This window comes from Mucilaginibacter metallidurans (genome assembly GCF_003286435.2).
GTDB lineage: Bacteria > Bacteroidota > Bacteroidia > Sphingobacteriales > Sphingobacteriaceae > Mucilaginibacter > Mucilaginibacter gossypii.
Window position 1 is genome coordinate 7,263,070 of record NZ_CP043449.1, and the last position, 21,114, is coordinate 7,284,183.

A 21,114-nucleotide genomic window follows, 5' to 3' on the forward strand; every position below is an offset into this window, starting at 1 on the left:
GATGCATATATTAGTAATGGACAATCGTCCCTTTATCATCGATCCGGAAAAACAGGAGCTCAGACAGTACAACAAGCCGGATAATACCATCGACTTCGAGGCATTAGGTTATTCTTTAGCGAAAGATTACTTCTGGGCAGATATCAATGGCAACAGCTATAAAATGCCCGTTGAACTAATTTTAAACCCCGGAGGGATCTCCGCGCTTTCGCGCACAAGTATTAACCTGCGCAGCCATGATGAAAACTGGGGGATCTACTTTGGAGACGAGGCAACAGCCCGCCGTCTTTCGGGAGAACTTCCGCACATTGATATCGCCGGGACCGATTTTACCGTTGACTGGCGGCTGCGCGAAATGCGCGAAACGGCCGAACCGTGGAAACACATCAGCTTTAATGATCTCGACATGTCTGATGACGGTTTAAATTATGTATTCTTTTACAACACCGGGGAACATAACGTTTTCGATTTTAATGAAACCGTCACCGAAATGCCTGAAAATGTCTGTATAGCCGAAATACCCAATGAATATGGCCTTGACCCCGTAGCCTTGGCGCGGGAATGCGGTTTAGGTGAGGCAGGGCTATTAGCTCATAATCCGGTGCTGCTAAAGCATTCAGCGAATTTAAAACCTATTACCGGTATCGGTCTTGAAGAATTTGTCGAAGAAAACAGGCAGCGTTTAGATCAGGGGACCGGGCGCCGGAACCACCGTTAAATTAAGGGTCATGGCAAATTATTGTGCCAACACCGTAGAATTCACAGGCCAGCTTCCCGGACTGCTGCGCCTGCGCGCCATGTTTGCAGCGGCGGAGTATGGCAAGGCCTTCCGGCCCGATGTCCTGCCGGAAGAGCCTGACAGCAGCTATTTTTTGGGGGCCAGCCTGGAAGGTAACAAGCTTTTTTATGAGACACGCTGGGTGCCGAACCTGGAAGGCGTACTCCGGCTGGCGGAACATTTGGGGCTCGATTATGTACATTGGTACGAGGAGCCCGCTAACATGGTCTACGGCGAGGCCTGGTACAAGGATGGCGAATTTGAGCATGTATGGCTGGATACACCGGAGGTCGCCGGTCACGACTATGGTTCCTGGGAAGGGTTGCTGGAAGACAAGAAGCGCGTACTGGCGGAAACACCCGCCATGTTCCGGGACACCAGTTCCGTTACCGCCGCTGATTTGGAAGAAACCTACGGCCCTTTACTCACGGGCGATCTCTTTATGAAACTCGCCGAACACCAGAACTTTACGGCAGCGAAAACCCTGTCTGACAGCTGGGACGAAGAAACCGTCTGGGCAATGGAAACTTACCTGGACGGGGAAATGGAACTGGTGAACCCCAAAACAGACCGGGGGGAAGTCGTGGCGTTACTGTTTCTCCGGGATTGTCTGAACAAATGGCAGCCGGGACCGCAGCACCAAACGGGCCGAAACCGTTAGCCGATCAATTAAATCAAAAGAATTACCTATGGCAAACACCTGCTTTAATGAAGTAAGTTTCGGCGGAAACCATGCCGCCGCAATGAAAGCCTATCAGTCTTTTTATGATATAGTTGTCGTCGGGAAGACCGATCTGCCAGGATTCCAAGGCATTGACCGCCCGGTAGTTTGGGATGTGAGCCTGGAAAACAACCGGGTTTACTGCTACCGAAGTGTCGGGAAAGCGAATACCGATCGCATCAGCGCCTTTGCCGCGCATTTCGGCGCCGATCATCACCATTATTATATCGAGCCTGTCACGGGGCTTTGCGGAGAAGTGAGTAACCAAAATGGCAAAACGATGCATATTAAACTGGTGGAGGATGATTTCGGCCTGACCCTGTACGATCCGCTCAGTGATCAGTTCTATTTCAGGGATACCTTTGCGGATCATGAATATGAGCTATGGCCGGTATTGTTAAATGAAAAGAAAATACTGGCATCAGGCGACGCTGTGGAACGCCGCATACAAGGACAATTACCTCTCATCGACCTGGGCGGTACGAATTTTATCATGGACTGGCCGCACAAAGAGTTTCGGCAGGCCGATGATGAAAGGAACCACATCCCGGCAGATAGCCTGATGCTGAACAATGAAGGGGACGGATATATCTGCCTGTATGACCGGAAAACCGGGAAAGTGGTAGAACCCCCGCGACTTTTCCACTTTACCACCGGAGGTCTGCCTGCTCGACCTGCCAAATGAGTTTGTACTTGACCCCGTAGCCCTTGCCCGTGAAAACGGGCTTGACGACACGGATCTGCTCCTTGCTTATCCCTACAAGGAACACCGGACGGCCGAGGTAAATGAGTTGAACGAGCTGATCGGATGGCAAAGGAGTTACGGTAAAAGCCGCTAAAATTTATTTTCCGTTTAACATTTTAAAATTTACTGATCATGGCAAATCTTTGCTGGAACATGGTAACCTTCCGGGGTGCGGAAGCAAACCTTTCGCAGATGCGCACCTGTTTTTCAGAATTGGCCCAAAAAGGCTATGGCCTGCCCGAGTTCGTTGGCAAAGAATGCGGTGTTTTCTTTGATCTGAGCCAAAAGAACGATACCATTACCTATCACAGCCGTTACAATCCGAACTTAAATGCGGTGGCACAAACGGCCGAACACTTTGGCCTGGATTACACGCACAGTTTTAATGAATTTAATATGGGTGTGATGGGCGAGGCGAACCGCGTCAACGGCGATTATAGCATAACCCGGTTAATTGGACAGGATATCAATCTTGGTATTTATGACCCTGCCTGCGATCACATTACTTATAACGGCCAATTTTATGATACGATCTACGATTTGATGCCTGTATTATTAGCCGATAAAAAGGCCCTCGCTGAAAGTGAGCCTGTGAAAGAAAGGCTTTCCGGTAAATTACCTCATTTAGATATTGCAGGAATTGATTTTACCATTGACTGGCAAAACAAAAGATTGATTAAAACTGATTCACCGGATAATATTTTGGAGATCGGTGAGGACGCTCTGAAAAAAAATGGTAATGAGTTATTCTTTCTCTATGACCGTAATACGCACAAGCTGATCAATGGCAACCCTGCCATCCACTCATTACCACAAGAAGCCTGTATGCTCGACCTTCCTTATCAGGGCTATCTCGATCCGGTAGCGCTGGCCAGGGAGACAGATATGTATGATACCGATTTTCTATTGGTCTATCCTTACCATAAGCATCAGGTTGCCGGTATAGTGGAAATCTCTGAAATTCTCAATCAGCAAGCATCCCGGCAACGGGGTGTTTAATTTAAAAACGGGGCCGCCTCGGCCTTAATTTTTTGGGCGCTTCATCCGCGCTTTTCACCCGCTCATATTTTACCGGACGCACAACGGCCTGCTTCATATCGGCAGGCCTCACGTCCAATACTTTCTCACCCAATCCGGTTTGGTTCAGCGCCTCAATCACTGCAGCCGCTCCCACTTCATTAACCATCTCTACAAAGGCATAACCTTTGCCTTTCCTGGTCTGTTAGTCTCTTACTATCGTTATCGTAGTGATATCTCCATGCATTGCTACCATTTGTGCCAGGCTCCTTTCATCCATTTCACCTGGTATTCCCCCGATGTAAATTTTCTTTGCCAATCAAATATACAGGGCTGGCAGCACCCTTTAACTTCAAAATTAAAATAACTGTCTCAAGGCTTTATAATATCTATTCCCTTTTTTAAATTTCTTTCCCGCCAAAACTAATCTTACATTCGTTGTGAAGCCAAGCCAGTTCACATGAACTTCAACCGCAAACTTGTTATTAACTATAGCCGGGTCTACGGCGAAAACAAAGCCATCAATGCAGAAAGCCTGTCGGCTCTGAATAAGGTAACCTGGTCGAAAGTGCTTGCGCGTCTGAATTATTTGGCACGGCATCATAAGCATGACGGTATAATTGATGTAATCAATGATTGGTTCAGCAAGGATAACCGTGATCATGCAAACCAGCTTTTAAACCTTATCGTTAACGGGTATAAAGATACCAATGTCCATCCACGTGAACTGTTGACCATCAACCTGTGGTCAAACCTCCACCTCCTCGATGAAATTTTAAGTACACAGAATGATCCTGAAAAACATTTGGACAATAATGAATCGGAAAAAGAGCTTTTTGACATCTACCTTGCAGTCAACGGTTTATTTGGCTCTAAAACAGATGGTATTTTTGATTCTGTACCGGCAAATGAATACCCGGAAGTTGTAGACCGGCTTGCAAGGGTCACCCTTACTAACCTGTTGCCTTATCATGACCTGAATCATTTTAAGCCGTTAGAATTATTGGTAGCAGGGACGATAAAGGCCTATTACCTGTTCTCGTTTCTCGAACCTGAGCATGGTGAGTTGCTGGCACTATTCCTGAAACCTTACGGCATCGACAACTGGCGCGATTACCTTAAAGGGATCTTGCCCATTGCCGCGCATGCGACAAGCGAGGGCGACGGCTCCGGACTGAACTACATGAACATTGAACATTCAGAAAATAAGGACCAGAGTAAAGCTTTCCTCGACCATCTGGCACTTGTCGACGAAACCGAGTACCAGGTCAAGACGGATTTCCTGAATGCCAGGGCGAAGCCATTGTTCCGGACAGGTGAAGATAACTACCTTATCCTGGATTCAGTATTGCTGGTAAACAGGATATACAATTCAATATTTTTTGAATTGCTACGCCTGGCCGAACGCAACAAAAAACTACATGCATCCTATAAGGATTTTTTCGGTTTGTATACCTACGACTTTATCGAGAAATATCTCAGCTATACATTACTCGACAAAATATTCGGAAAAACAAGTTACTACCGGCTTTCAGGCAAGCAGATTAAAGACAAATTCGGTTTAGACACCGAACCGGACTATTATGTCCGGAACGGGCACAAGGTGTTCCTGTTCGAAGTCAAAGGGAGCATGCTGACCGGGGAAGCCAAACAATCATTTCATTTTCCAACCATCGCTAACGAACTATGGCAAAAATATGTCCATGACGATAAGGACGAAGGCAATAAGGCTGTCCAACAGCTGGCCGAAAGGATCGACTATCTGTTCAGCGAAAACGAAGGTTATGACAAAAACCGTCATCCCGATAAATTACGAATTTATCCGGTACTGATCGTTTCTGAACTTGCGCTGACCGCTCCAGGTATCAATGTGGTTTTGAACGATTGGTTTCAGAATGAGATCAGCAAGCGTGACCGACTTCATCACAATCGCTACCGGATATTTCCGCTGGTTATCATCGATCTGGATACGCTGATCCTATATAGTGAAGCATTTGAACTGAATCGAGGCATGTTTGAAGCGAGTTTGGGGGGCTATTTTGCAGCCATCGACAGGGGTAAGATCAAACCCAAAAAGGGCGTTCCACCGACAACTGGCTATATCGAAGACTTGATGATGAGGTCCTACCAACCTTACAATGGCTTCCTGCACGACTTTAAAAAACTTACGACGCCAAAGCTGTTCATGGAGTTTGGCACCGAGTTGGTTAGCCCTCAAAAAAAATGAATCTTATCTTTATACAATGATTACCAGCGGACAATTTTTTGACAGCATCAATGAAAAAATAGCCATTCTTAGAAATGAGATCAATCAGGCCGGCAAGGTGGGTATCCTGAACATTCACAAACAATGTGAAAACCTCGTCAAGAAACTGCTTAACCTCAGTTATGATTATGCCCTGGTTAATCTGAACGAGCCCGTAACCAATTATCCGGGCATCGATATTGGCGATGAAAGCAACGGCATCGCCTACCAGGTTACCTCCGAGAAAATCAGTTTGAAGGTGGACGATACCCTGGAAAAGGTTATCCGATTCAAGCATTACGTAAAATTTCCTTCGATAAAGGTTTTTATGCTGAGCGCAAAGCAGGGAAGCTATACTCTAAATACAAACCTCAAGAGCTTATTCATATTCGACCCAAGTAACGACATTGTGGATTTTGACGACTGGTTGAAATATGTACAGCACTTACCGGCTGATAAGCTACAGGCCATTAAATCCTATCTCGATATGGAACTGCCCTATACCATTCAGAAGCTTAAAAGCGAGGAAGCGGCAGCAGAACAAAAATTAAACACGCTCATCGACGCGGAAGCCAGCCTGCAAAATTCCGGTATGACCTATTTTCAGCATTCCGTGATCCGGGTGCGTTTCCTCAGTAAGTCTTTTTCTACACCGACGCTTTATCAAAAGATGAATAAGTTCTATGAAGGCGTAAAAAAGAACAATCTCTATTTGTTTAACAACATTTATCTGCGTAGCCAAACTGCGCAGCAGATGGACTATTACGAAAAATTAAATCATGGTCAGGTAGTGAACTATTTTGGTGAGGGAGCCTTACGCATCCAAGCCAACAGTATCATTTTTGAAAAAGCCAGTTATACTACTGAACAAACCATACTGACAAATCTTACAACAGAGTTTCTGGCAATTTTTACCTTGCTGATCATGGCAAAGGAACTTTACGGTGCCCAAACCATGCAGGTGGAATTAGATGTTGATATTGCCAGCAACGGCAAGCTTTGCTTTATGATGCAAAACTCTTACCTGCATGTGAATAATTACTTTTCCTCGCCGGTACTAAATCCCTCGCCTTTATCATTCTCTAAAGTTGTTCATAATGTCGAAAATCCAACGCTAAACGATATTTATACCGAACTCATACACGGCTTCGTAACTGAGGGCCAGCCGGGTTATTTTTTTCAGCCATTCCTTGAACTAAATGATACGGAGCAGAACAGGACGAATGCAGGTCTTAAAGGTGTCTTTTCACCTGCTTTGAAGGATTTAGATGAATAGAAAATTTCATAATTAAGGAAAACTTTTTCGCCGGATTTCCAGGTATCAGGTGTTTAGTTAGGTAACCAAAAGTTTTGCTGATGGGCAAATCTATAAATACATCTTATTTTTGTAGTAATCCGGTTTCAATCAATGGCCAAAAAGAAAAACAAACACAAAATTCAGGAAGACCCGCGCAAGTTGCAGGCGAGGCACAAACGCGATTATCTTTCGCGCCTGAAAATGGTTTGTGACAAGCTGGTTGGCCCCGGCTGGTTTGAATTGATTCCTGCGGTTGATATGGATATCATATACGAAAAACGTTACCCCTCGCTAACCATTAAAATGGCGCCGGGTACGGTCATCGATGAAGTCCGCTGGCAAACCTACCGCCAGACACTCTCGGCTTTACTGGACGCTCCCGCATTCGAGGTTACCGAGCACAACATTCCGCTCAAAACTATACTCAGCGAGGGCCTGGCGCTGATCCATTTTGTATCGATGATGGCGGAAAACAGATTCCCACGATCAGAAGAACTTCGTGCGATATTCAAACCCTTCTTGATCACCACCGATGGATATTACGGCTATATAGCCGACCAGGTGGCTTTCCTGCTGTTTTTGATGGATGTGCGCAATGGAAATTTCCGTGATGGCTTTCTGCATGCCGACCGTACACAGACCAATATCGGGATAGTTCGGGCAACTGCGAATACGATCTTTATTCACCTATTTAAGCCGATTACCGGCAGTATCGTCATCAATGACCGAAAGCGCGAAATTATAGCAGTAAACAGGTTCGTTCCGCGTGGAATTAGTTTGCAAGTTAAGTTCCATCCTTCGGCTATCGGTTTGCAAGCCGTGGTTGACGACCCTTTACCTGTTTATATACAGCGCCATGCCCTTAACCGCTTGGATGAGCGTCTGGGTTTGCAAGCCAATAATGTCCATTCCCACTTATTTTTCAGCCTCTATGAACAGCCTGTAAATTATGTGCCTGGCAATGGCTGTACCCTGATCGAGTTTAATATGTATGAGTACAAGGTCGGTTATCTGCTAACTACACTTCACGAGGATAAACTCATTATTCGCTCCTTTCTTTTCCTGACTAACGACGGCACACCGGAAGGCCGAAAGCTTCGTCAGCTTACCGGATTGATTAAACATGATAAAAAGTATTTAGGCATCGACAAACTTTCCACCTTTACCGCATATAAGATCCACGAAGATGAAGAATTAAGTACGCTTTTTCACGATGCAGGTTGCGGTTCGTTGCTTGATGCTAAAAACCTCCAGGCCATCGCCGCCGAATACACGCCGGACCGCAATAAGTCAACATTGCATAAATATATGAACCTCGATAATTAAATGCTATATAAAACAAAAAGGCAGGCTCAATCTATCGTATATCTTGCTATCCTTGACCATTACTATGGTCATTGGGTACCTATACTTAATAACATTTATCCACCCAGTCGTCGAGGTCTCTTTTTTGAGAATTCCTGTATTACCTATCTGAGCGGCTAAGGGGCAATCCCTAATGAATTGCGTAACGCTTATTTTTTTAAAGAAATTTACACAAAACCCAGGCCGCTGCGCAACAGGGCTTTCAAAACAGCGAAAGCGTGGCTTAGGTGACAATTTGCATTTTCTTACCCTGCTAAAAGCTGCCCTCTCTTAAATATAGCGCCAATTGCTCACCACTCTTCGTACTGGTCCAGGATTTTCCTGATTTTTTGAACCCCCTGTTTTCAAGAAGATTGATCATTCTGTTACCTTCACGAACCTCAGTACTCGCCATCAAATTTCTCGACCCACATATTTTGAGCAGACCATCAATAATACTTGATGATATTTTTCGGCCTTCAAAAGCCGGCTCCGTAAAAAAGTATCCGATTTCCCAATGATATTGTTTGCTCAATGCGGCTAAATCCGCCTTATGGGTTTGAAAATCACTATGGGTTTTGGGTTTGACAGCACCTATTGCAACCACCTCGGTTCCATTTATGGCTATTGCCAGCAACTTGCAACGTGATAACTTCTCTGCCGATGGATCATGCACCTTATCCTGTTTAATCAGTAAACGCAGGAAAGCACTGATTTCAGCTGCCGAGAATTCACGGGGATCACCAATTTTATAGTTCATCTGCTTCTTCATGGATTACCGCTTTAAATAACACCGGGTTAGTACAAAACTCCTTGAGTGGACCTTTACGCTCATAAAACTTTGCAGAATGCGTTGCTGCATCATACTGGTAAAGCCGGTATAAATGGTAATACTCACTATATTCATTACTGCAAAGTAATTCATTAGCAGTGATATAAAAGGAAGCATTCGAGTCACTTCGGGTGGTCTTGACTTCGATATACTTGTAATTTCCCTCCTCATCAAACGATCTGATATCGTAGCCAAGTCCGTCCCCCCATACTTTGGAGGCATGGATCACTTCACCCCGTACCGGATAGTTACTCGTAATTTCCCGTTCGTATTCAAGCACTAATTCTTCTCCCACCGTACCCAACCAATGCCTTTCTTTTGCAGTTATTTCATAGTCTGTTATTGTACCGGAAAGCTTGGGTTGTGCCTTCACCGGCGTGATTCGAATAGTCTCCATCCGAAGCCTGTCCGATGCTTTAAGCACATTAGTACTTTGTTCGAACCGGTCAATATGCCTTACCGCAGCATAGATAATATCTTGTGTCAATAAGTGAAACGCTTGCTCAGCAAACTCCCGGTCATTTATCCGCTGAGAGTGTAACGCCAATAATTCCTGATCATGCTCCACAAAGCCTTTTATGTTCAGGCACATATCGTGATAACTCTGTAGGTTTCCGCCATTGCCTCTGATCACCGCAACGTCATGATCGACCAGTGTTACAAATCCCCGGTACATTTCGTACTTATAAAAGAAATATTGCTCAGGGTATCTAAGACACAGATACACCATAACAGCCCGGTCATCCTGGTAATGATTTTTTCCGGGAAAGTTGATACTGTTGATCTCTTTTATCTCTCTTTGGAACTGCGCCACCCTGTCAATAAACCTAAGATCCTCATCAAACAGCCTTTTGAATAGACCCCTTATGGCTTCAGGGGACCGATATGCATTATTGACGATCATCCTTTTGGGATAATAATAACCGGATGCCAACAGGTTTGCTGCTCCCCGCAGGGATTGTTCAAGCATCCCGGCAAAATCTTCTGCATCCATATTCCAGTTGTCCTGGAATATCTTAACTGCCCGCCATTTATAGATCTCCTCTTCATTGATCTGCGCAAAATGTTGTTTATAACGCTGAATGATGCCAGTTAATTTTTGATAATTCATGATAATCTCTCTTCCTGTTGACCGCTAAGCATCTCGTTCACAATTAATAGGAGCACTTGCTGGCTGTTGTTCAACTTAACTTCTGTAATCAAGCTCTTAAAAGAATTAGTGACTAACCATTTATTTAAAAATACAATGATCAATGCCACCCCAGCAGGTTCAAAAGGAATGATGGAACCTTGCAAATGCTTCCAGTGATAGTCCGCTGCCTGAGAAAGTTCCGTGAACTCGGAAATCCGCTTTACAAGCTCTGTGAAGTTGACCAGATAATCATATTTCTCACTACTGCTCCAATGTTGGCTGTCATATAATGTCTGTGTAACAAGGCTGTAGGGTACATTGAGCTTCGGTACTTTTCCGGCAAATTTGACATTAACCCATTCCATCCACGGTACGCTGTCAGGATATACTTTAGCACGGCGCCGTTCCTTGTCAACGGTAAAATGATCCTGCAATAACTTGTAAAATTGCTCTTCGTCGCTAATCGAGGACTCCAATACATTAGGGTTTAAATTTTGACGTTGATTACCTAACGCGCAGATTGCACACAGCCGCCATATCGGTAAATTAAGCCGCTGATAGGCCGAAGCAGCATAGGCAAAAGCTTCGGTGGCTTTCGCCGGTTCTGTCGTTAAACGAAATAACGCACTGATCAGCCATGAACTGGCAACCCAGGGAAGCTGTTCGTTTTTATCTTCCAGCAATTCAAGTGCACCCGCATATCCCTCGTACACATCAGCAAGGCTATCTGCATCGCCGGCATCAATACCTAATATTTCAGTAAAGTTACTCATCTCAATAGCTCTCTGATGTTTGAAAATTTTTGCGGGTCAAGGTAGGCAGGGTTGGAAATCTGGTATACGGGCGTTGGCAGCACCTTTCTTTTGAGGTCACGCTTCGCCTGCGGACCATCGAATTCCCAGGCTTTTTCAATCTGGACCGATGGAATGATGATCTTTGCCATGATCTCACCCTGAGAGTGATAGGGCAGGAAATCTTTATAGATGTGCAGCTCCCGGACTTCCTCGGAAAATTGTTCCATCTCGACAGCTACTTTGCCAATGGTCATCAAATAAGCATAAAATATAAAACCCCTCGACCGAAAGTTTCGGGTAGCAAACTTCAACGCAGTAATAAAAGGGTCAAATAATATATTGTCTTTTAAAATATGATCCCTTTGAATGGCGCCAGCGGTAGTCGAGATGAATGGCGTCACTGCTCCAAAGGTAGGCGCCAGCCCGGCCAGCGGATTTCCCGCAGGAACGGGTTCGTGATAGTGATTTAAATGAAGATCGGCATTGCTCAGCGTCAGATGTAATTTTCTGCCGGCGGGAGAAATCGTGCCAACCGCGCGCCACCAATTACAGGTAATACCATTATCAACATTTTCCTGGGCAGAGGCGTGGTCTAATCCGTTGATGCCTTTTAAAACTTTTTGATAAAACATATTCGATAAGGTTAAGATGCCCTGACAAGCTAAATTAAACATTTTAATACGTCCTAACAATGATGATCCAGCACTCATATTATAATTAGGTTGATTAATTATTATTAAAGTCTGAGATATGTCATAACTGGTTCGATTCGCACCAATTTCTCAACACACCGTCAGGGCCGTTCCGCCGGAAAGCGGACGCGCTCTCCGCTCTATCTGCCGGGTACAGGCAGGATAATGCTTCCGATCGCTAACGGATTACTCCGCTGATAACTTCGCTTAGGCAGGCGGCGGCGGGGCAGCCTTCGGCCGGAGCAACCACCGCAGGGCATGCCCCGCCGCCGCTTCCTGCCCAGGTGCCTTTCTTTTTCCTGTTGCTGAATGCTTTGAGGTTTAGGAACCTCCAAGGGTTTTCCGCTTTTGACCTCTGCTTGAGGCAAATTTACCCCTCTTCAGCGCGCAAGGCCAAGTGAATGCCGTCAAATTTTTTTGCGTTGAGCCCGCAAAAATTTTTGTATGGCGGCAGCCTTGACGCGCTCTCCCCCCGCGCAAGTGATTTGCCTCTATCAGAGGCCAAAAGCTAAGGACTGCCAAAGACGCCTTTGAAAAAAAATAAAAGGAAAAAAAGCAAAACAAAAAAAAGCAACAAAATGGAAAAGCAACAATTCACGTACAGCATTCAATCGCTCTTAGAAAAAAAAGAAGGGAGCATTTCAGGGCCAATGTCCCCGATGGAGTTCGCAAAAGAAGTCGCCCAACAGGTCGGCTTTAAATTCAACCGTTTGGCGAGGCTATGGTTTGCAGACGAACGCATTAATCAGCGCCATGAGGATGGGGGACTAACAGGACATGACACGCTGATTATCGGCACCGTCTACACCAATGATATTTGGCTGAGCCTGTGGGTAGATTCGGGCGTTGGTGCAGTCGCCATCGCAATGGCCTACCGTTCGGACGGTAGTATTGACTTTACCGACCTGTACCGTCAGCAACATTACGTGTGCAAGCTGAGCCGACAGCAGGTTAAGGACATCTTCCAGTCCGTATTTGACGACCCCACCCAAATCAACATCAAAGCAGCTTAACCAAAAACCTAAAGCCATGACACGTTCAAATATGCACATTAAATTAACCAACGGCCATATCGTTCAATGTGTTGCCGACAGCAGTAGCGCACCGGAACAGGGATGGATAGTAGAAACACTCCTAATCCCCTTGCTTGCAATGAATGATGCGGAAAAGGAACTTGCCCTTATCACCGAATGGTGTACCCTGAACGAACAACGGGTAAATGCGGTGTACCGCTATATCATCAGCCTGCCAAGCAAAACCGTTCATTTTTTCGAGGAAAATTACAGCTACAGCGAGGACAGGTTCTATTTAGGCGACAACATTACCCATCGCTATTATGCCTACATCGCAAGCCATAACGCATTAGGCGAATTGCTAAACGACATCAATGAAAACCCCCTTTAAAACCTGAGCCATGAAAACGATACAGTTAAAACTCTACCAATTCGAAGAATTATCCGAACAGGGCAGGGAAAAGGCGATTACCGACAATGCCGACTTCAATGTGAGTTACAATTGGTGGGATATGACCTACGAGGATGCCCGAAATATCGGGCTGAAAATTACAGGCTTCGACCTTGACAGGGCGCACTACTGTAATGCGGAATTTATCAATGATGCCATATATACTGCAAGGCAGATAACCATCGACCACGGTGAGCAATGCGATACCTACCGCATCGCTACTGACTTTCAGCAGAGCCGTGACCTGATTGTAAGCACATGGCCAAAAGAGGAAACAGGCGAATTTGAGCAGGCAGACGAACTGGACGAAGCCCTTGATAACTGCGAGAACAGGTTTTTGAAATCCCTTGCCCATGCCTACCTGCGCATACTGGATAATGAACACGACCACCTGACCAGTGACGAGGCGATAGCCGATGCGCTGACAGCCAATGAATATTGGTTTACCGCAGACGGCAAGATGGCGACCCACTTAGAAAAATTAGCATTAACCGCATAAAACCCAATAACCATGAAAACGAACTTTTTTGAAAATATAGCAGGGCTGAACGCCCCCGGCATGTGGACAATCGGCATCCAAAACGACGAGAATGGCAATTTTACCGTATCCGCATTATACGCCCCTTTCAAATCCAATGAACCTGCCACCAAGATGATTACGCCCCTTATTCACAGGGGTACGGCATCCGATATGGACGAGGGATTTTTTGAAGCTACGCTAACACAGGTGGACAGCCTGAAAGGACTGTACAGCAATATCAAAGCCGTTAACGCAAGCGTGGATGCAGCCAAAAAGAAAATAGGACAAGGCAATAAGCCCCAACCTGCCAAACCCAAAGCCGAAGGCAGTGCAGACCAAATCGAAGTAGGTGAGCCAAAAGTGTCCGCCGAAGAAAAGCGGAAAACCTACACCGATACCATCCGCAAAGTGGTAGAACTGAACGACCTGTGCAAATATGAGGATGCACTAAACATCCTGCCATCGGTGGAAGATTATCCCGAAAAAAAGGAAGAACTGGAAAAAAGGCGTGCAGATTTGGAGCGCAAGAAAACGCAGTACGCCCAAGCTCTCACATTATTTAACGAAGCCTAAAACCACGCACCATGTTACAGACAACACAATTAGAAAGGATTTTTATCCATAAGGAAAACGGGCAGGAAGTCCGTTTGACCGACCCCAACGAAGCCATGAACCCCGATACGGTGCTGAACTTTTACACGGCTACCTATCCCATCCTGACCAATGCCCGTATTGTCGGGCCTGAGATAAAAGACGATATGATACAGTATCGTTTTGAAAGCACGATGGGCACTAAAGGTTAAACCGCAGCATCATGGAAACCAAGAGAATTAACAGGAAAGTAACCGTCATAGAAGATAGCACACAATGGAAACTACATCAATTATTCGGGGAGTTCGTCAGCAAATTAGACCGCTTGCCCGATGCAAGAGAAGTACAGCAAAACCCCCTAAGAAGCGCACCAAAGGAACGCACCGTAATGGTTTTCTGACCCATTCCTTTAAGCCATTCCAAAGCCTGCCCTTTTCAGGCTTCGGGCAGGGCGAAAGGGAGTTTTTCCGGTCATTGGATAACCTCTGCCAGTTATACGGATGGCAAGCCCCCGAAACTTCGGGCTTGCCCTTTCCGCAGAACATTTCGGCGGTACTTGAAAAATTATCGTCACAACGGTTTGACGGTGCTTCGGTGATGCTGTTGCAGGACAAGGGAAACCCCGCAAGACTGGCCACCGTCAAGACATTTGATACGAACTTCTGTCTGTATTACGTGCCTGTCCGCCCTTTGTGGCTGATGAAAAACAGGCCATGCAAACAGCCCTACTATGAACTGACCCGAACATTGTTCGCCTACCTGTACCAAACTATCGGCATTCCCTTTTTTCGTGAGCCGGGTTATATAGATAATTCTTATGACAGCTTGGAGAACTGGATACGGGAGATTGACGACGAAAACTACGCAGACGATAAGGAAGAAGCGGAATACCGCAAACGCCAGTTCGCAGAAATGGACTTGATGAAGATGGCGGGTGATACGCTGTTACCCGAAATCAAATCGCCTTATGATTTGGAAACGTGGGAACAGCAATTACAGCAAATTTCCGTAACGGACAAGCAAGGCAGGGAATTGAGAGAGGTCGCAGGCGAACTGCTGAAACTGGCCAAGGACTATCCCGAACGTGCCATTAAAGACACCATGCACTACGAATTGCACGAAGCCAGTGAGGACGATTACAGCATCTATTGGGAGAACTACATCTCCTTTTACTGGAGCGGAAGCGACACCTTACAGCATATGCTGTTCGAGATGGTGAACAACGAATTTCAGGAAATGGGCTATCAGGAAGAACCCGTTGCCATCCAGTGGTTTGACACGCCACAGGACAAACCACAGCACGATTTTGATTTTGAAACGAGACTATTTTTCCTGTTGGATGAACTGACAGGCGTACTAAACTATTTCGACGATGAAGAACCTAACGCATAATTTCAGCAACCTTTATCAGCCCGTAAAATCCCTGCTGATCTATACCAAGCAGACCGAAGAAGATAAGGACACGAGCAGTGTTTACGTGGAAAGTTACGACATCGGTAGGTTGGGCAACCCCATAAACGCCCATCCGCTAAGCGTAAAGGAAATGCTTGCCCTGAGCAGTATCTTCCAGTCGGCACAGGAATTTAAAACGGGTTTCCTGCGCTGTAAAGGCGTCATGCCGAACAAGGTATTGTACGTCAATGCCGAGCAGGAGGGCTACGCCATTTGGTTCAGCCCGCCACAGGAAGTCCCCCTTTATTTTTCCAATGCTTTAGGCATCCAGTCGGGCAAAGGCAAAGTACCTGCAATGGTGTGGAAAGCAGGCAGGGACAGTCTTTCGGTGTACGCCCTGAAAGGTCACCGCAAACCCGTAGGCAACACCGCCCTCTACCATGCCCCTTTCTTTAATGTGTCAACCGATGGGAAGGTGTGCATGGGCAACGTGCGCATTAATATCGGTAAGACCGTCCGACTGGAAGATTTTATGGAACAATGGGAGAAATACTTTTGGAACAGCTATTTCAGCCACCTGATGGGCGAGTTCAACCCTGTTACCGAAAACATCGTCCAATTATGGCAGAAACAGGTCGCCACCGACCGTGTATTCCCCTGCGAAAGCCTTAAAGCCAATCAGCGTACCCTTAAAACCCTGTTTATATGAAAACGCCAAAACTGAAAGCGGTAAAGACCGCCGTACATATCGTAGAAAAAACCCTACTGAACCCTTATAACCCCATCGTGGTCAACCTCATTGGTGCAGGAGGTACGGGAAGCCAGTTCTTAACGGCTTTGGGCAGGATAAATCATGCGCTTATCGCCCTGAACCATCCCGGCCTTTCGGTACGGGTATTCGATGATGATAAAGTAGAGGAAGCCAACTTGGGCAGGCAGCTATTTTCAACGGCTGAACTTGGCTTACACAAGGCCGTAGCACTCGTTAATCGTATCAACCTCTTTTTCGGCACGAACTGGAAAGCCATACCTGAAAAGTACGACCTGAAAACCATGCAGGATGAACCCGAACTGGCGATGGCAGAGATTACCATCACCTGTGTAGATACCGTAAAGGCAAGGTTTGAGATTGCCGACCTGCTATCCAAAGTCTATGCAAGCAGACGACATAGCTATCACCATCCGCTATACTGGATGGACTTTGGCAACAGCAGGGACATCGGGCAGTGTATCATTTCAACCGTTGCCGAAATTGAGCAACCTGCGTCCCGAAAGTTTGAGGTGGTCAGCCGTTTGCCTTTGGTGACCGATGAATTTAAGGAACTGCTGAAAAGTTCCGAAAAGGGCGACCGCACGCCAAGCTGTTCCTTAGCCGAAGCCATCACCCAACAGGATTTGTTCATCAACTCCGCACTGGCAAATTTAGGCGCATCCCTCTTATGGCAGCTATTCAGCGAGGGCATGTTATTCAACAGGGGATTTTTCCTGAACCTCAAAGACTTCAGGACGCAACCGATCAAGGTAACGCCAAACGAGGTTAACAACGTGAAAGTACTGAAGCCGAAACGCCTGAAAGCCCAAACCCCTAAAGCAGCCTGATATGAAAATAGTCGATTTAAACGGCAAGGTCATCGAGGTGGAAAACCTCGACCTTGCTTTTCAGCAAGCGGATGCCTGCCGCCATTACAGGCATACCGATAGCGCATTCGCCCAACAGGATGAAAAACTGCAAACCTATTGGGAAGATGTGTACCAAAAGCTATTAAAACTCAAAACCGAACAGCCATGAGAACATTCATCTATTTCATCGTCACCTGCTTTATCTCCACAGGTATCTATTTCGCCGCACTGAACAGCAGGCATCCCGAATATGGTATTGCCATAGCCATAGGGTTGTGGGCATGGTTTTTATGGTGCTATGACCGCCGAATGAGGAAGGCCGAAGAAAAACGGAGCAGATACCGCAGGTAAATACGGAAACGATCTTAAAACATTAATCGCTAAGCTATGGTAAAGATTAAAGAGGGCTACGTCATGTCCCCACGCGAACGTGCGGAATTTGAAAGGCAGGACGCCCTGCCCCGAAAAAAATTGGGATTGGTTGCCTATTATTTCAAACCGCAGACCAAGTACCCGCCACGCATTTATGCGTTTATCCATGCCGAAACATGGTGCGACCGCAACCGCAGGCCGATGGGATTGCATACTGCAATCCCATTCCTCACACGGCCTATGAGTACCGCCGAAATAGAATATCATCATTTTGACTGGCGGCTTTGCTATCACCAATACGAGGATTGGGACAAGCTCATGCGTGCCTCAGCGCAGGAAGCGGAAGAACTGGACACAGACGAGGACGGAACAGGAACGGATTTCTTAAATCAGTTGAGCGCCTTTGGTTCAAAATTTCCGCTGAAAGCGGATTTGGGCGGATGCCCGCCCGACCCGCCCGAATTACCGGCGGACGAGGAAACCTTGTATCTGAGGGAACTGATCGCGACCGGGGATGCCCTGAACGCCGCCGAGGTCGCTAAAATGTTTGGCGATGAACTGCAAGCGCAAAAGCGGCCTGCGGTATTAATTGCCTTACGGCAGCTTTACCAAAATTTTGAAAAGCCTGAAGAAAAGAGAAATGCGCTTACCGAAGAACGAATAAAACGGAAGGTAGCATTACAGCAGCAGCGCAAGCGCCGCAACCTTGCGCGGCGTGTCTGGCAAAAAAACAAGCTGTTCGCCTTGCAGGAGATCAGGGTGAAATATCCTGATTATACCGAGGAAATGCTTTTGGCAGACTTGCATATCAAAAAGAAAAAGGAGAAAAGGAAGAAGCATAAACCCGTAACCGACCTGCGGGGCTGCCAGTTGCAGAAACTGGCACACAGGCTGAAATATGTTCCACTGGATGAAAAGGAGTATCATAATACCTGCAACCGTATCGCCATACTCCAACAGGCGCACAGCCTGCGCCTGCCCGTACCGCTGGTGGTCAATCTCGAAAAGGAAACGTTGGTTTACAGCTTTCCGTGGCGCATACGCGAGGGGGTGGTAAAAGACTTCGTTGCCTTAGCCAATAAAGCCGGGATGACCCATCAGGCGTTACAGGAGCGCCATAAAGAAATGGTCAGTTCTAATTACAGTTATTAAATCAAAAATCAATCAGTCATGAATATTGCATACGAAAACATAATGAGAGTCGCTGACATTCCCGCCAGTGAACTGCCCGAAGATTTTATCAGCTTTTTATCCGGCCTGAATCCGGCCTACCGTGACCAGGTATTGGAAGAACATTTATACTGCCCCGATACGCTTTTTGAAGAAGAACCGGAGGGCGCACCTTATCCCAAAGATTTCGCAGACATGCTGTCCCGCCTCAGGCAATTGCTGTTTGATTTGGACTGCGCTTATTTCCGTTTGGTCAATCCTTAACCGATATATTACTGACATGAGAACAATTACACTAAAAACCGCAAAAGCCATAGCTGCTGACTGGCATGGCGGGCAATGGAGCGCCTTATATGCTTTCGCTTCCGGTGGCGTGTTAAACGGCGCACAGGAACCCCGCTGCCTGTCTGAAATAACAAACGAACTGAACAACACCAATCTGGCAGCAAAACAGCGCAGGCGTCTGGAAAGGCTTAAAGAATTTATAAACCATCAAATACTGGAAAATGGAAAATCAACTCAATGAACTCATTATGCGCCTTTCGGAGGAGGGGCTGAAAGAAACCCGTGAAATTGCCCATCATTCAGACGATATACGGGATTTTATTTCCTACATGGAAGCGGACATCGCTGAAAGGGAAAAAGCGCTACAAATAGCGCATGAACTACTAACAGGCGACAAAGCCGGGTAAGACCATCAACATCATGAACGTACAAGCAAATACCATTACGGTCATAAATGGCCATCTGACCGCCAAAGATAAAGCGGCCATCAAAGCACTTTTGGCAGCAGGTCTAACCATTGGCAAAGTCGGCAGAAAAACCTACTCAATTGCCGAAAATAATGGGCTATATGCGGTTAGCTACAAAATAAGAGACAAAGGATTGGTGCCTGTTCCGGGAAGTGCGTATAGGTTAAGTACCTATTCGGCCACTTTTAAACTCAAATAGGCATGCCATAGCCGGAAGCGGTAACGACCCTACTATTTCCTGATCGATCATTTCGTGCGCCAGAATTATGACTGACATGAACGAAATCTGATTGCATCCGTATTCGGCGTTAAAAACAAGGACGATAACGATGCGCGGCACCGGGGCATACCATATCCTAATCGGGTAGCATCTTTTGTTTTTAACTTTTAGTTATTAGATTTGCGACTCCCCACATCCCCTCCAGGCTATTGATTGCACAGACTATCAACTATTCAATGTAAATTTTGTTGTTATGGATTATACTATGCACGATGCCATCAAATGTATGCTGGCCGGAAAAAATGTAATTGAACCGATTTGGTTTGGCGAAAAAGAGGACATGACATCCTATCGACCGTATATCCCGGCACTCTGCGACCTGTTAAGGGCTGATCCCCGCAAGTTTGAGCTATTTGATCCCGCTATGATCCTGATGCAGATCATGCCCCCCGATCCGGACGCGGCAATCCTGACTAAACTGCTTGAACAGCTGCCCGGTAACCACCACCGGGGGACCAGCATTCTTAAGATGCTGTCCAATTACCGGATTCCCGCTGAAGTGGATATCAGCCCGGTATTAGCGCTGATTGGCGACGACTATTTTTCCACTACCGCCATCTTCGCGCTACGAAAGACCTTTCACCCGGAAGCCGAAGAAAAAATATTGCCGCTGCTCCGTGAGGAATTGCGGCATGACATCGGGCTAATGAAAATCTATTGTGATACCCTTGCGGTCAACGGCAGCATCTTATCAATGCCGGTGCTCATGGCCGTCAGCCTGGATTTCGAACGGCCGGAAGATAAAGAATATTTTACCGATGCCATCAAGTCCATTTGCAGTCGCTTACAAATGCCCGAAGATATACGGGCGCAGTTTGAAGATCCTGCGTTTTGGAAGCTCAAATGGGAAGGCTCACCAGAGCATTTTGCCGGATTCATCGAATTTCTCGCGCTCTTTATGGTCAGCGGCGAAACAGAGGGCGGCAAAAAGGAAGATATGATCGCTGGCATCTTTATGCAGGAAATGGATGTTGATCTTTCCCCTTACCAGAGCTTTGAAGCTGTACGGTTATGCAGTTCGCCGGAGATGATGATGGAAGGGCTGCAAAACCTGAAGAACAACCTGGAGTGCAATGTTTTGATGAATGCGCTGACAGAAGGGACTAACATTCTGCCGAGTACCTATACGCTGGCACAGGACCTCTATTTCGACCTGATGAACGACTACCTGATGACGCGCCTGCGGCGGCATATTTCCTTTGCAGCAGAAAGCTGATGACTTAAACCAGTCCATTCTCATCACAGCAGGGCCCAGGGTTACAATGTGCATTAGCTATGAGCAGAGGGTGGCCCAACGCCGATTACAATAAGAATAACGATCTGTACAATGACCGGAACATATATTCGCGAAAGCGG

General features: G+C 46.4%; 28 protein-coding genes and 1 pseudogene. 24 read left to right on the top strand and 5 right to left on the bottom strand.

Going from position 1 to position 21,114, the window contains the following annotated elements; all coding sequences use genetic code 11:
- The first annotated feature begins 1 nt into the window (after position 1).
- The 4 genes from DIU38_RS31435 (at position 2) to DIU38_RS31450 (ending at position 3,243) form a co-directional block, all read left to right on the top strand.
- Positions 2-718 (top strand): hypothetical protein, encoded by a 717-nt coding sequence (locus DIU38_RS31435; RefSeq protein ID WP_112653879.1) that lies wholly within the window; start codon positions 2-4, stop codon positions 716-718.
- Between the two features lie 10 nt (positions 719-728).
- Positions 729-1,439, top strand: a complete 711-nt coding sequence (locus DIU38_RS31440) for a DUF1281 family ferredoxin-like fold protein (RefSeq protein WP_112653878.1) — start codon at positions 729-731, stop codon at positions 1,437-1,439.
- Between the two features lie 28 nt (positions 1,440-1,467).
- Positions 1,468-2,184: a hypothetical protein gene (locus DIU38_RS31445; RefSeq protein ID WP_112653877.1), complete on the top strand. Its 717-nt coding sequence runs from the start codon at positions 1,468-1,470 to the stop codon at positions 2,182-2,184.
- A 192-nt stretch (positions 2,185-2,376) separates the two neighbouring features.
- Complete coding sequence (locus tag DIU38_RS31450) at positions 2,377-3,243, top strand: hypothetical protein (protein WP_146750363.1); 867 nt, start codon at positions 2,377-2,379, stop codon at positions 3,241-3,243.
- Between the two features lies 1 nt (position 3,244).
- On the opposite strand, the pseudogene DIU38_RS35020 reads toward DIU38_RS31450, so the two are convergent.
- Positions 3,245-3,541: pseudogene (locus DIU38_RS35020) on the bottom strand (RNA-binding protein).
- Positions 3,542-3,721: 180 nt separating this feature from the next.
- On the opposite strand from DIU38_RS35020, the gene DIU38_RS31460 reads away from it, so the two are divergent.
- From DIU38_RS31460 to DIU38_RS31470, 3 genes are all read left to right on the top strand, one after another.
- Complete coding sequence (locus DIU38_RS31460; protein WP_112653874.1) at positions 3,722-5,488, top strand: hypothetical protein; 1,767 nt, start codon at positions 3,722-3,724, stop codon at positions 5,486-5,488.
- Between the two features lie 16 nt (positions 5,489-5,504).
- Positions 5,505-6,782, top strand: a complete 1,278-nt coding sequence (locus DIU38_RS31465) for an SMEK domain-containing protein (RefSeq protein ID WP_112653873.1) — start codon at positions 5,505-5,507, stop codon at positions 6,780-6,782.
- Between the two features lie 132 nt (positions 6,783-6,914).
- Positions 6,915-8,129: a hypothetical protein gene (locus tag DIU38_RS31470; RefSeq protein ID WP_112653872.1), complete on the top strand. Its 1,215-nt coding sequence runs from the start codon at positions 6,915-6,917 to the stop codon at positions 8,127-8,129.
- A gap of 292 nt (positions 8,130-8,421) precedes the next feature.
- Here DIU38_RS31470 and DIU38_RS31475 read toward each other — a convergent pair whose 3' ends face one another.
- Genes DIU38_RS31475 through DIU38_RS31490 form a run of 4 tightly spaced genes read right to left on the bottom strand, consistent with a single transcriptional unit; the run spans position 8,422 to position 11,615 of the window.
- The gene (locus tag DIU38_RS31475) at positions 8,422-8,919 is read right to left on the bottom strand and encodes a GNAT family N-acetyltransferase (protein ID WP_146750365.1); all 498 of its coding nucleotides are present in this window, start codon (positions 8,917-8,919) and stop codon (positions 8,422-8,424) included.
- Positions 8,897-10,090, bottom strand: a complete 1,194-nt coding sequence (locus DIU38_RS31480) for a DUF3883 domain-containing protein (RefSeq protein ID WP_112653870.1) — start codon at positions 10,088-10,090, stop codon at positions 8,897-8,899. Before DIU38_RS31480 ends, DIU38_RS31475 begins: the two co-directional genes overlap by 23 nt.
- Positions 10,087-10,884 carry a hypothetical protein gene (locus DIU38_RS31485; RefSeq protein ID WP_112653869.1) on the bottom strand — a complete coding sequence of 266 codons (798 nt, stop codon included), beginning with the start codon at positions 10,882-10,884 and terminating at the stop codon, positions 10,087-10,089. The genes DIU38_RS31480 and DIU38_RS31485 overlap by 4 nt, the downstream gene beginning before the upstream one ends.
- On the bottom strand, positions 10,881-11,615 hold the full coding sequence (locus DIU38_RS31490) for a hypothetical protein (protein WP_112653868.1): 735 nt from the start codon (positions 11,613-11,615) through the stop codon (positions 10,881-10,883). The genes DIU38_RS31485 and DIU38_RS31490 overlap by 4 nt, the downstream gene beginning before the upstream one ends.
- A gap of 560 nt (positions 11,616-12,175) precedes the next feature.
- Between DIU38_RS31490 and DIU38_RS31495 the strand changes: the two genes are divergently transcribed.
- The 17 genes from DIU38_RS31495 (at position 12,176) to DIU38_RS31570 (ending at position 20,974) form a co-directional block, all read left to right on the top strand.
- Positions 12,176-12,610, top strand: coding sequence for a hypothetical protein (locus DIU38_RS31495; RefSeq protein WP_146750366.1), 435 nt, complete (start codon positions 12,176-12,178; stop codon positions 12,608-12,610).
- Between the two features lie 16 nt (positions 12,611-12,626).
- Entirely contained in the window at positions 12,627-13,001 is a 375-nt protein-coding gene (locus tag DIU38_RS31500; RefSeq protein ID WP_112653866.1) for a penicillin-binding protein, read from the top strand.
- Between the two features lie 10 nt (positions 13,002-13,011).
- Positions 13,012-13,560: a hypothetical protein gene (locus DIU38_RS31505; RefSeq protein ID WP_112653865.1), complete on the top strand. Its 549-nt coding sequence runs from the start codon at positions 13,012-13,014 to the stop codon at positions 13,558-13,560.
- 12 nt (positions 13,561-13,572) lie between these two features.
- Positions 13,573-14,154, top strand: coding sequence for a hypothetical protein (locus DIU38_RS31510; protein WP_112653864.1), 582 nt, complete (start codon positions 13,573-13,575; stop codon positions 14,152-14,154).
- Positions 14,155-14,165: 11 nt separating this feature from the next.
- Positions 14,166-14,384, top strand: coding sequence for a PRTRC system protein C (locus tag DIU38_RS31515; protein WP_112653863.1), 219 nt, complete (start codon positions 14,166-14,168; stop codon positions 14,382-14,384).
- Between the two features lie 11 nt (positions 14,385-14,395).
- Complete coding sequence (locus tag DIU38_RS33315) at positions 14,396-14,572, top strand: hypothetical protein (RefSeq protein WP_167516328.1); 177 nt, start codon at positions 14,396-14,398, stop codon at positions 14,570-14,572.
- 74 nt (positions 14,573-14,646) lie between these two features.
- The gene (locus DIU38_RS31520; protein ID WP_146750367.1) at positions 14,647-15,564 is read left to right on the top strand and encodes a hypothetical protein; all 918 of its coding nucleotides are present in this window, start codon (positions 14,647-14,649) and stop codon (positions 15,562-15,564) included.
- A complete protein-coding gene (locus tag DIU38_RS31525; RefSeq protein ID WP_112653861.1) occupies positions 15,545-16,273 on the top strand; it encodes a PRTRC system protein B in 729 nt (242 codons plus the stop codon). The genes DIU38_RS31520 and DIU38_RS31525 overlap by 20 nt, the downstream gene beginning before the upstream one ends.
- Positions 16,270-17,163 carry a PRTRC system ThiF family protein gene (locus tag DIU38_RS31530; RefSeq protein WP_112653860.1) on the top strand — a complete coding sequence of 298 codons (894 nt, stop codon included), beginning with the start codon at positions 16,270-16,272 and terminating at the stop codon, positions 17,161-17,163. The genes DIU38_RS31525 and DIU38_RS31530 overlap by 4 nt, the downstream gene beginning before the upstream one ends.
- A 1-nt stretch (position 17,164) precedes the next feature.
- Positions 17,165-17,353 (top strand): hypothetical protein, encoded by a 189-nt coding sequence (locus DIU38_RS31535; protein ID WP_112653859.1) that lies wholly within the window; start codon positions 17,165-17,167, stop codon positions 17,351-17,353.
- Positions 17,350-17,535: a hypothetical protein gene (locus tag DIU38_RS31540; RefSeq protein WP_146750368.1), complete on the top strand. Its 186-nt coding sequence runs from the start codon at positions 17,350-17,352 to the stop codon at positions 17,533-17,535. Before DIU38_RS31535 ends, DIU38_RS31540 begins: the two co-directional genes overlap by 4 nt.
- A gap of 63 nt (positions 17,536-17,598) precedes the next feature.
- Complete coding sequence (locus DIU38_RS31545; RefSeq protein ID WP_146750369.1) at positions 17,599-18,708, top strand: hypothetical protein; 1,110 nt, start codon at positions 17,599-17,601, stop codon at positions 18,706-18,708.
- Between the two features lie 18 nt (positions 18,709-18,726).
- Positions 18,727-18,990, top strand: a complete 264-nt coding sequence (locus DIU38_RS31550; protein ID WP_112653857.1) for a hypothetical protein — start codon at positions 18,727-18,729, stop codon at positions 18,988-18,990.
- A gap of 16 nt (positions 18,991-19,006) precedes the next feature.
- Positions 19,007-19,252, top strand: coding sequence for a hypothetical protein (locus DIU38_RS31555; RefSeq protein ID WP_112653856.1), 246 nt, complete (start codon positions 19,007-19,009; stop codon positions 19,250-19,252).
- Positions 19,233-19,418, top strand: coding sequence for a hypothetical protein (locus DIU38_RS31560; RefSeq protein WP_112653855.1), 186 nt, complete (start codon positions 19,233-19,235; stop codon positions 19,416-19,418). Before DIU38_RS31555 ends, DIU38_RS31560 begins: the two co-directional genes overlap by 20 nt.
- Positions 19,419-19,431: 13 nt before the next feature.
- Positions 19,432-19,677, top strand: coding sequence for a hypothetical protein (locus tag DIU38_RS31565; RefSeq protein WP_112653854.1), 246 nt, complete (start codon positions 19,432-19,434; stop codon positions 19,675-19,677).
- A 286-nt stretch (positions 19,678-19,963) separates the two neighbouring features.
- Positions 19,964-20,974 carry a hypothetical protein gene (locus tag DIU38_RS31570; RefSeq protein WP_146750370.1) on the top strand — a complete coding sequence of 337 codons (1,011 nt, stop codon included), beginning with the start codon at positions 19,964-19,966 and terminating at the stop codon, positions 20,972-20,974.
- The last annotated feature ends 140 nt before the right edge of the window (positions 20,975-21,114 follow it).

Bases quoted from the DNA above. Each gene is read 5' to 3' on its own strand.
- DIU38_RS31510 (WP_112653864.1), top strand. From the start codon at position 13,573: ATGAAAACGAACTTTTTTGAAAATATAGCAGGGCTGAACGCCCCCGGC.
- DIU38_RS31490 (WP_112653868.1), bottom strand. From the start codon at position 11,615: ATGAGTGCTGGATCATCATTGTTAGGACGTATTAAAATGTTTAATTTA.
- DIU38_RS31515 (WP_112653863.1), top strand. From the start codon at position 14,166: ATGTTACAGACAACACAATTAGAAAGGATTTTTATCCATAAGGAAAAC.
- DIU38_RS33315 (WP_167516328.1), top strand. From the start codon at position 14,396: ATGGAAACCAAGAGAATTAACAGGAAAGTAACCGTCATAGAAGATAGC.
- DIU38_RS31480 (WP_112653870.1), bottom strand. From the start codon at position 10,090: ATGAATTATCAAAAATTAACTGGCATCATTCAGCGTTATAAACAACAT.
- DIU38_RS31435 (WP_112653879.1), top strand. From the start codon at position 2: ATGCATATATTAGTAATGGACAATCGTCCCTTTATCATCGATCCGGAA.
- DIU38_RS31545 (WP_146750369.1), top strand. From the start codon at position 17,599: ATGTCCCCACGCGAACGTGCGGAATTTGAAAGGCAGGACGCCCTGCCC.
- DIU38_RS31470 (WP_112653872.1), top strand. From the start codon at position 6,915: ATGGCCAAAAAGAAAAACAAACACAAAATTCAGGAAGACCCGCGCAAG.
- DIU38_RS31565 (WP_112653854.1), top strand. From the start codon at position 19,432: ATGAACGTACAAGCAAATACCATTACGGTCATAAATGGCCATCTGACC.
- DIU38_RS31570 (WP_146750370.1), top strand. From the start codon at position 19,964: ATGCACGATGCCATCAAATGTATGCTGGCCGGAAAAAATGTAATTGAA.
- DIU38_RS31550 (WP_112653857.1), top strand. From the start codon at position 18,727: ATGAATATTGCATACGAAAACATAATGAGAGTCGCTGACATTCCCGCC.
- DIU38_RS31460 (WP_112653874.1), top strand. From the start codon at position 3,722: ATGAACTTCAACCGCAAACTTGTTATTAACTATAGCCGGGTCTACGGC.
- DIU38_RS31530 (WP_112653860.1), top strand. From the start codon at position 16,270: ATGAAAACGCCAAAACTGAAAGCGGTAAAGACCGCCGTACATATCGTA.
- DIU38_RS31445 (WP_112653877.1), top strand. From the start codon at position 1,468: ATGGCAAACACCTGCTTTAATGAAGTAAGTTTCGGCGGAAACCATGCC.
- DIU38_RS31485 (WP_112653869.1), bottom strand. From the start codon at position 10,884: ATGAGTAACTTTACTGAAATATTAGGTATTGATGCCGGCGATGCAGAT.
- DIU38_RS31440 (WP_112653878.1), top strand. From the start codon at position 729: ATGGCAAATTATTGTGCCAACACCGTAGAATTCACAGGCCAGCTTCCC.
- DIU38_RS31465 (WP_112653873.1), top strand. From the start codon at position 5,505: ATGATTACCAGCGGACAATTTTTTGACAGCATCAATGAAAAAATAGCC.
- DIU38_RS31560 (WP_112653855.1), top strand. From the start codon at position 19,233: ATGGAAAATCAACTCAATGAACTCATTATGCGCCTTTCGGAGGAGGGG.
- DIU38_RS31535 (WP_112653859.1), top strand. From the start codon at position 17,165: ATGAAAATAGTCGATTTAAACGGCAAGGTCATCGAGGTGGAAAACCTC.
- DIU38_RS31525 (WP_112653861.1), top strand. From the start codon at position 15,545: ATGAAGAACCTAACGCATAATTTCAGCAACCTTTATCAGCCCGTAAAA.
- DIU38_RS31500 (WP_112653866.1), top strand. From the start codon at position 12,627: ATGACACGTTCAAATATGCACATTAAATTAACCAACGGCCATATCGTT.
- DIU38_RS31555 (WP_112653856.1), top strand. From the start codon at position 19,007: ATGAGAACAATTACACTAAAAACCGCAAAAGCCATAGCTGCTGACTGG.
- DIU38_RS31495 (WP_146750366.1), top strand. From the start codon at position 12,176: ATGGAAAAGCAACAATTCACGTACAGCATTCAATCGCTCTTAGAAAAA.
- DIU38_RS31475 (WP_146750365.1), bottom strand. From the start codon at position 8,919: ATGAAGAAGCAGATGAACTATAAAATTGGTGATCCCCGTGAATTCTCG.
- DIU38_RS31450 (WP_146750363.1), top strand. From the start codon at position 2,377: ATGGCAAATCTTTGCTGGAACATGGTAACCTTCCGGGGTGCGGAAGCA.
- DIU38_RS31540 (WP_146750368.1), top strand. From the start codon at position 17,350: ATGAGAACATTCATCTATTTCATCGTCACCTGCTTTATCTCCACAGGT.
- DIU38_RS31505 (WP_112653865.1), top strand. From the start codon at position 13,012: ATGAAAACGATACAGTTAAAACTCTACCAATTCGAAGAATTATCCGAA.